Origin of the sequence: Pseudoflavonifractor phocaeensis (assembly GCF_021531375.1) — a bacterium.
GTDB lineage: Bacteria > Bacillota > Clostridia > Oscillospirales > Oscillospiraceae > Lawsonibacter > Lawsonibacter phocaeensis_B.
Genome location: NZ_JADYTU010000016.1, coordinates 45,025 through 52,330, shown reverse-complemented (window position 1 = coordinate 52,330; position 7,306 = coordinate 45,025). Strand labels below are relative to the sequence as shown.

The 7,306-nt window shown below is 61.6% G+C and carries 7 protein-coding genes; 6 read left to right on the top strand and 1 reads right to left on the bottom strand.

What is annotated here, in order from left to right:
- Positions 1-156 precede the first annotated feature (156 nt).
- Together I6E39_RS07035 and I6E39_RS07030 are read left to right on the top strand one after the other, a co-directional pair.
- Entirely contained in the window at positions 157-453 is a 297-nt protein-coding gene (locus I6E39_RS07035) for an XRE family transcriptional regulator (protein ID WP_235380897.1), read from the top strand.
- Between the two features lie 4 nt (positions 454-457).
- Positions 458-1,747, top strand: coding sequence for a PBSX family phage terminase large subunit (locus tag I6E39_RS07030; RefSeq protein ID WP_235380896.1), 1,290 nt, complete (start codon positions 458-460; stop codon positions 1,745-1,747).
- A gap of 178 nt (positions 1,748-1,925) precedes the next feature.
- On the opposite strand, the gene I6E39_RS07025 is transcribed toward I6E39_RS07030, so the two are convergent.
- A complete protein-coding gene (locus tag I6E39_RS07025) occupies positions 1,926-3,560 on the bottom strand; it encodes a class I adenylate-forming enzyme family protein (RefSeq protein WP_235380895.1) in 1,635 nt (544 codons plus the stop codon).
- 675 nt (positions 3,561-4,235) lie between these two features.
- Between I6E39_RS07025 and I6E39_RS07020 the strand changes: the two genes are divergently transcribed.
- The 4 genes from I6E39_RS07020 to crcB are packed head-to-tail and all read left to right on the top strand — an operon-like array spanning position 4,236 to position 7,289.
- Positions 4,236-4,550: a YerC/YecD family TrpR-related protein gene (locus I6E39_RS07020; RefSeq protein WP_235380894.1), complete on the top strand. Its 315-nt coding sequence runs from the start codon at positions 4,236-4,238 to the stop codon at positions 4,548-4,550.
- Between the two features lie 46 nt (positions 4,551-4,596).
- Positions 4,597-6,339, top strand: coding sequence for an indolepyruvate ferredoxin oxidoreductase subunit alpha (gene iorA / locus I6E39_RS07015; RefSeq protein ID WP_235380893.1), 1,743 nt, complete (start codon positions 4,597-4,599; stop codon positions 6,337-6,339).
- Between the two features lie 4 nt (positions 6,340-6,343).
- Entirely contained in the window at positions 6,344-6,916 is a 573-nt protein-coding gene (locus tag I6E39_RS07010) for an indolepyruvate oxidoreductase subunit beta (protein ID WP_235380892.1), read from the top strand.
- A gap of 1 nt (position 6,917) precedes the next feature.
- Positions 6,918-7,289, top strand: a complete 372-nt coding sequence (gene crcB, locus I6E39_RS07005; RefSeq protein ID WP_268842226.1) for a fluoride efflux transporter CrcB — start codon at positions 6,918-6,920, stop codon at positions 7,287-7,289.
- Positions 7,290-7,306 lie beyond the last annotated feature (17 nt).

The window sequence follows — 7,306 nt, the reverse complement described above, 5'->3', positions numbered from 1 at the left end:
GGGGAAATGGCCGAAGGCCAAAAGGGGGAGGGATAAGCCCCCGCCCTACCAAGCCCTCACCCTACATGAAACGGTAAACTAAAATTTATTTTCCCCTGGGTGGCTGAAAATGTGCAACATCTGCGCTTTGGAGGGGGAAGGGTGAGGAGGGATAGGGTGGCTAACACAAAACTCCCGGGACGGGAGCAGATTTTAAAGCGCATGTGGAAGCTGGCCAACGCCGGGGCACAGGACGCAGTCCGTCTGGCCTGCTTCCCCGAGGAGGAGTGGGGCAGTCTGGAAGGGTTGGATCTGGATGCCCTGACCGAGTTCAAGCGGGGGGCCAACGGGGTCATCGAGCTGAAATTCGCCGACCGGGGGCGGCTGCTGGAACGGCTGCTGGACGCTGCGGACCACAGCGGGGAGGAGCAGGTGGACCGCTTTTTAAAGGCCATGGAGGAGAAGGGGGAATGAGGCCGTGGAGGACATGGTGTTTTCCCCGAAACAGCGAAAGGTGCTGACCTGGTGGCGGTCCAGCTCTCCCGAGCGGGAGAGGCAGGCCATTATCTGCGACGGTGCGGTCCGCAGCGGCAAGACCCTGTGCACCGGCCTGTCCTTTTTCTGCTGGGCCATGAGCGCCTTTCACCGGAAAAATTTTGCCCTGTGCGGCAAGACCATTGTGTCGGTGCGGCGGAACCTGCTGGAGGAGCTGCTGCCCCTGCTGGAGAACATGGGGTTCCGCTGTGAACACAAGGTCTCCCGCAACATTCTGAAGGTCCGGCTGGGCGGGCACAGCAACACCTTTTACCTATTCGGCGGCAAGGACGAGGGGTCCGCGGCCCTGATTCAGGGGATCACGCTGGCGGGCGCCCTGCTGGACGAGGTGGCTCTGATGCCCCGCTCCTTTGTGGAGCAGACGGTGGCCCGGTGCTCGGTGACGGGCAGTAAACTGTGGTTCTCCTGCAACCCCGAATCCCCAGCCCACTGGTTTTATCGGGAGTGGATCCTGAAGGCGGAGGAAAAAAAGGCCTTGAGGCTGCGGTTCACCATGGCGGACAACCCCGGCCTGTCCCAGGAGGTGCTGGAGCGGTACCGGACCATGTTCGAGGGGACCTTTTACCGCCGGTTCGTTCTGGGAGAGTGGGTAGCCGCCGAGGGGCGGGTCTACGACTTTTTTGACGACAGCTATACCGAATATTTAAAAGATCTACTGCGCCCCCTGGGGGTCTGTGACCTGAACGCCCCCTTCAACGCAGGAGAATTGGAGGGGGCTGGGGAGGCTCTGGACGGAGTGGAGGGCGCGCTGGAAGAGCTCCTGCGGGAATCCAGTCTGGCCACGGCGGAGAGCTGGGGGCTGGAGCGGATGGCCCGGCTCTTCGTCCGCCGGCCGGCGGCCGGAACGCCCCGGGCGCTGGGAGCGGCTCTGGCGGCGCTGCTGCGGATCGGCGGAGACAGCTTCACATTGGAGGCCATCAATGACACCATCGCGGGTTGCGGCATCGAGGCCAGTGTGGAAGAACTGGGGGTGGGGATCGTGGAGGTCTCCTTCCCTGGCGTGGCCGGCGTACCGGAGAACTTTGAGCAGATCAAAAGGATCGTGGAGGACATTCTCCCGCCTCACCTGGATATCCAGTATTTTTTCTGGTTTCTTACCTGGGAGGGGCTGGAGCGGAAGTTCTCCTGCTGGCAGGATATCGAGGATCAGAAGCTGTCCTGGAAGGAACTGGAGGCTATGGTGTACGGATCGGGACCGAAAAAGCCGGGGTGAGGCTGGAGTACAGCCTCACCCCGGCTTTTTTTGCCGCGGGATACTGGGAACGGATCACAGCCGCAGAACGGTGGGGAAGGCGGGCGTGATCAGATAAAACGGAAGATAAAAATCACGGGAAACAGCCTGCGGGCAGTTTCCCGTGATTTTTTAAAGATTGATTTGCCGGATGAAACGGTCAGCCCTGGTTTTGGGCTTCCACCAGGCGGACGCCGCAATACTGCTCGCGCAGCTTGGGCTTTTCGATCTTGCCGGTGGCGTTTCGGGGGACGGGGGCGAAGATGATCTTCCGGGGGCGCTTGTACCGGGGCAGCTCGGTGCAGAACTGGTTGATCTCGCTCTCGGTACAGGTCATGCCCTCCTTCACCTGGATGACGGCGGCGGCGATCTCACCCAGCCGCTTGTCTGGCAGGCCGATGACAGCCACGTCGTGGATCTTGGGATAGGCGGACAGGAAGTCCTCGATCTGGACGGGGTACAGGTTCTCACCGCCGGAGATGATGACGTCCTTCTTCCGGTCCACCAGGAAGATAAAGCCGTCCTCATCCTGCTTGGCCATGTCCCCGGTGTGGAGCCAGCCGTTTTCCAGCACCTCGGCGGTGGCTTCGGGGTTGTGGTAGTAGCACACCATGACGCCGGGGCCCTTGACGCACAACTCGCCCACGTCGCCCTGTTTGACGGGCTGGTTCTGCTCGTCTACGATCTTGACCTTCCAGCCGTAGCCGGGAATGCCGATGGCGCCGACCTTGTGGACGTTCTCCATCCCCAGATGGACGCAGCCCGGGCCGGTGGACTCGGACAGGCCATAGTTGGTGTCATACTTGTGGTGGGGGAAGTAGCTCAGCCAGTGCTTGATCAGGGAGGGGGGCACGGGCTGGGCGCCGATGTGCATCAGCCGCCACTGGGACAGCTGGTAATCACTGATCTTCAGGTCTCCCCGGTCCAGCGCGGCCAGAATGTCCTGAGCCCAGGGCACCAGCAGCCAGACGATGGTGCAGCGCTCCTGGGACACGGCCTCGAAGATGGCCTTGGGGGAGTTGCCCTTCAGCAGGACGGCCCGGCTGCCGGTGAACAGGGAGCCGAACCAGTGCATCTTGGCGCCGGTGTGGTACAGGGGCGGGATACACAGGAACACGTCCTGGTGGGTGGTCTCGTGGTGGAGGGCTTCCATCCGGGCGGACTGGAGCAGGGCCTGATGCTTGAGAAGGATGGCCTTGGGGAAGCCGGTGGTGCCGGAGGAGTAATAGATGGCGGCCTCGTCCTCGTCGTCGATGAGGACTTTGGGGGCCACGCTGGAGCAGTTGGCGGTGGCCCGGTGGTAGTCCTCGGCAAAGGAGGGGCAGGTCTCGCCCACGAAGAAGAGTAGGCGGTTCTTGCCCAGAGTGGACGCGATGTTCTCCACACGGCCGATAAACTCGGGGCCGAAAAAGAGCACATCGGCGTCGGCCAGCTTGACGCAGTAGTCGATCTCCTCCGAGGTGTAGCGGAAGTTCAGGGGCACCGCGATGGCCCCGGACTTCAAAACGCCAAAATAGATGGGCAGCCACTCCAGACAGTTCATCAGCAGGATAGCTACCTTCTGGCCCTTGCGGATGCCCCGGCCCAGCAGCATGTTGGCCACCCGGTTGGCCTTTTCGTCAAAGACGGACCAGGTGATCTCCCGGCGGTAGGCGGCGGTGGCGGTGGGCTGGATGAGCTCGTACTCCTTCCAGGTCACCCGCTGCTCCTCCTGGACCTCGGGGTTGATCTCCACCAGGGCGATCTCGTCGCCGTAGAGCTTGCTGTTTCGTTCCAGCAGATCGGTAATGGGCATGATACTCGACGTTCCTTTCCAAACCGGGAACAGAGGTCCCGGGTACATGGTCTCACATGGGGGAATTTCGACCTTTAAACCATTAAAGTCAGGATAATCGTTTTTCAGGGAAAAGTCAAGGGAAAGATACAAAAGTTTGCCGAAAACTGGGGCTGTCCGCAAGCCAGTTGTCCAAGAGCCCGGCGGGAACGGAAGGCTTGACCGCCGGAGGACTTCAGGGCTTTAAAGGAGCAAAAAAATTCCGGGACGGACCTTGACAAACGGAGAGCGTTGTGTATATAATGCAAAAAAACGAAGACGGAGGCACAGTAGAGCGCGGATGATTGCCGGTTCAGAGAGTTCCCGGTCGGTGCGAGGGGCACGGCGGCGCGGCTTGAAATTTCACCTCCTGAGTTGTCCGAGGAACGGCCTGCGGGCCAAGTAGAACGGTACCGGGTGCTCCCGTTACAGAGAGAGGGTGTTGTTGGACACCCGGCGAGGCCGTCCTTCGTGAGAAGGCGGTAAATAGAGGTGGTAACACGGGAAGCTTCTCGTCCTCTGGCCAATGGGGCCAGAGGTTTTTTGTTTCTCAGGGAAAGTTCAGGTTTTTATTTACCTTTACGCTTTAATGTGCTAATATTAAGGCAAGCGACAGGCGGAGACCTGAATCAATTTGCCTGAGGAGGAGCGGAACGTATGGCAAAAGCGGAAAAGCGGGCCCGCAGCCTGGCCCTGTACGAGACCATCTTGAAGCTGAAGGATCTGGACGAGTGCTGCCGGTTCTTTGACGATTTGTGTACGCCCACCGAGCTGCGCTCTCTGGAGCAGCGGTTCGACGTGGCGGTCTATCTCCAGCAGGGTCTGGTCTATCTGGATATTCTGGATAAGACCGGGGCCAGCAGCGCCACCATCAGCCGGGTCCGGCGGTCCATGCTGGATAACGGCGCCGGCGGCGTCATGCAGGAAGTCATCATCCGGGAGGGCTTGGGCACCCCCGAGAAGGAAACGTGAACAGCCGGCTCCGGGCCGGAATTCTGAGAAGAAAGCAGGGAAAAACATGAAACAACTGATGCTGGGCAACGCCGCCGTTGCCCGGGGACTGTATGAGGCGGGATGCTGCGTGATCTCCAGCTACCCCGGCACCCCCAGCACCGAGATCACCGAAGAGGCCGCCAAGTACGACGAGATCTACTGCGAGTGGGCGCCCAACGAGAAGGTGGCCATGGAGGTGGCCTTCGGCGCCTGTCTGGCGGGCAAGCGCTCCTTCTGCGCCATGAAGCACGTGGGTCTGAACGTGGCTGCCGACCCCCTGTTCACCATGTCCTACACCGGTGTCAACGCCGGTATGGTCATCGGCGTGGCCGACGACGCGGGGATGCACTCCTCCCAGAATGAGCAGGACTCCCGCCACCACGCCATCGCCTCCAAGGTACCCATGCTGGAGCCCGCTGACTCCGCCGAGGCTCTGGAGTTTGCCAAGCTGGCCTATGAGCTGTCCGAGGAGTACGACACCCCCGTGCTGCTGAAGATGTGCACCCGCATCGCCCACTCCCAGTCCCTAGTGGAGCTGTCCGACCGGGTGGTGCCCGAGACCAAGGCCTACGAGAAAAACATCGCCAAGTACGTCATGATGCCGGGCAACGCCAAGCGCCGCCACCCCTTCGTGGAGGAGCGCACCCGCAAGCTGACCGAATGGGCCGAGACCGCCCCCATCAACCGGGTGGAGATGGGCGGCACCAAGTTGGGTATTATCACCTCCTCCACCTCTTACCAGTATGTGAAGGAAGTGTTCGGAGACTCCGTCTCCGTTTTGAAGCTGGGTATGGTCAACCCCCTGCCCGTGAAGCTCATCAAGGAGTTTGCGGCCAAGGTGGACAAGCTGGCCGTGGTGGAGGAGCTGGACCCCATCATTGAGGACCACTGCCGCAAGCTGGGCCTGGAGGTCATGGGCAAGGACGTGCTGCCTCTGGAGGACGAGTTCTCCCAGAACCTCATCGCCGCCAAGCTGGGCGGCACCGTACATACCGGCGCGGCCCTGGAGGACGCCATCCCGCCCCGTCCCCCCGTCATGTGCGCCGGCTGCCCCCACCGTGGACTGTTCTACACTCTGAGCAAGAATAAGTGCACCGTCCTGGGCGACATCGGCTGCTACACCCTGGGCGCCGTGGCTCCCCTGGCCGCCATGGATATGACCCTGTGCATGGGCGCCTCCGTCTCCGCCATCCACGGCTTCAACAAGGCCCGCGGGGCCGAGACCGAGGGCAAGACGGTGGCCGTTATCGGCGACTCCACCTTCATGCACTCCGGCATGACCGGCCTGGCCAACATCGCCTATAACCAGTCCAACTCCACCGTTATCATTCTGGACAACTCCATTACCGGCATGACCGGCCACCAGCAGAACCCCACCACCGGCTATAACATCAAGGGCGACCCCGCCGGAAAGATCGACCTGGAGCAGCTGTGCAAGGCCATGGGCTTCAACCGGGTCCGGGTGGTGGACCCCTACGATCTGAAGGCCTGTGACCAGGCGGTGAAGGAGGAGTTGGCCGCCGACGAGCCCTCCGTCATCATCAGCCGCCGGCCCTGCGCCCTGCTGAAGTATGTCAAGCATGAGGCCCCCCTGGCGGTGGATACCGCCAAGTGCGTGGGCTGCAAGAACTGCATGAAGATCGGCTGTCCCGCCATCTCCATGAAGGAGGGCAAGGCCCATGTGGACAACACCCTGTGCGTGGGCTGCGGCGTGTGCGAGCAGCTGTGCGGCGTAAAAGCCTTCCACAGCACCAAGAAGGAGGGCTGAGGATATGGAAACCAAAAATATTATGATCGTTGGCGTGGGCGGCCAGGGCTCCCTGCTGGCCAGCAAGCTGCTGGGCCATCTGCTCATGGAGCAGGGCTATGACGTGAAGGTGTCCGAGGTCCACGGCATGTCCCAGCGGGGCGGCTCTGTGGTGACCTATGTCCGCTACGGCGACAAGGTGGCCTCCCCCGTCATTGACAAGGGCGAGGCGGACTACATCGTCTCCTTCGAACTGCTGGAGGCCGCCCGGTGGCTGAGTTACTTAAAGCCCGACGGCCAGATCGTCACCTCCACCCAGCAGATCGACCCCATGCCCGTCATTACCGGGGCGGCGGTCTATCCCGAAAATTTGGTGGAGAAGATGCGCGCCGCCGGGGCCAAGGTAGACGCTCTGGACTGTCTTGCCCTGGCTGAACAGGCTGGAAGCAGCAAGGCGGTGAATATCGTCCTCATGGGCCGGCTGTCCCACTACTTCGACCTGCCCGAGGAGGCCTGGCAGAAGTCTCTGGAGGCCATGGTGCCCCCCAAGTTCCTGGAGCTGAACAAGAAGGCCTTTGCCCTGGGCAAGAACGCCTGATATGATAGATCTTCTTTTGGTAGGATTGGGCGGCGCCATGGGCGCCATGGGCCGCTACGGGATCAGTCTGTTGCCCGTCAAGGGGGAGTTCCCTATCCTGACCCTGGCCACCAACCTGTTGGGCGCGGTCCTGATCGGTCTGGTGGCGGGGCTGGCGGGGCGGGAGCGCCTCTCCGGGGGCTGGACCCTGTTTTGGAAGACCGGCGTGTGCGGCGGTTTTACCACCTTTTCTACCTTTTCGCTGGAAAGCCTGGGGCTGTTTCAGCGGGGGCGCCTTTTGATGGGCGGCGCCTACATGCTGCTGAGCGCGGCCCTCTGCCTGGCGGGCGTGGCGCTTGGCCTGCGAATGAGTCAAATTATTTCCCGCGTGTGAGCTGACGGGAGTGAAAG

Coding starts and splice junctions, on each gene's coding strand:
- I6E39_RS07025 (WP_235380895.1), bottom strand. CDS start 3,560: ATGCCCATTACCGATCTGCTGGAACGAAACAGCAAGCTCTACGGCGAC.
- I6E39_RS07020 (WP_235380894.1), top strand. CDS start 4,236: ATGGCAAAAGCGGAAAAGCGGGCCCGCAGCCTGGCCCTGTACGAGACC.
- iorA (WP_235380893.1), top strand. CDS start 4,597: ATGAAACAACTGATGCTGGGCAACGCCGCCGTTGCCCGGGGACTGTAT.
- I6E39_RS07010 (WP_235380892.1), top strand. CDS start 6,344: ATGGAAACCAAAAATATTATGATCGTTGGCGTGGGCGGCCAGGGCTCC.
- crcB (WP_268842226.1), top strand. CDS start 6,918: ATGATAGATCTTCTTTTGGTAGGATTGGGCGGCGCCATGGGCGCCATG.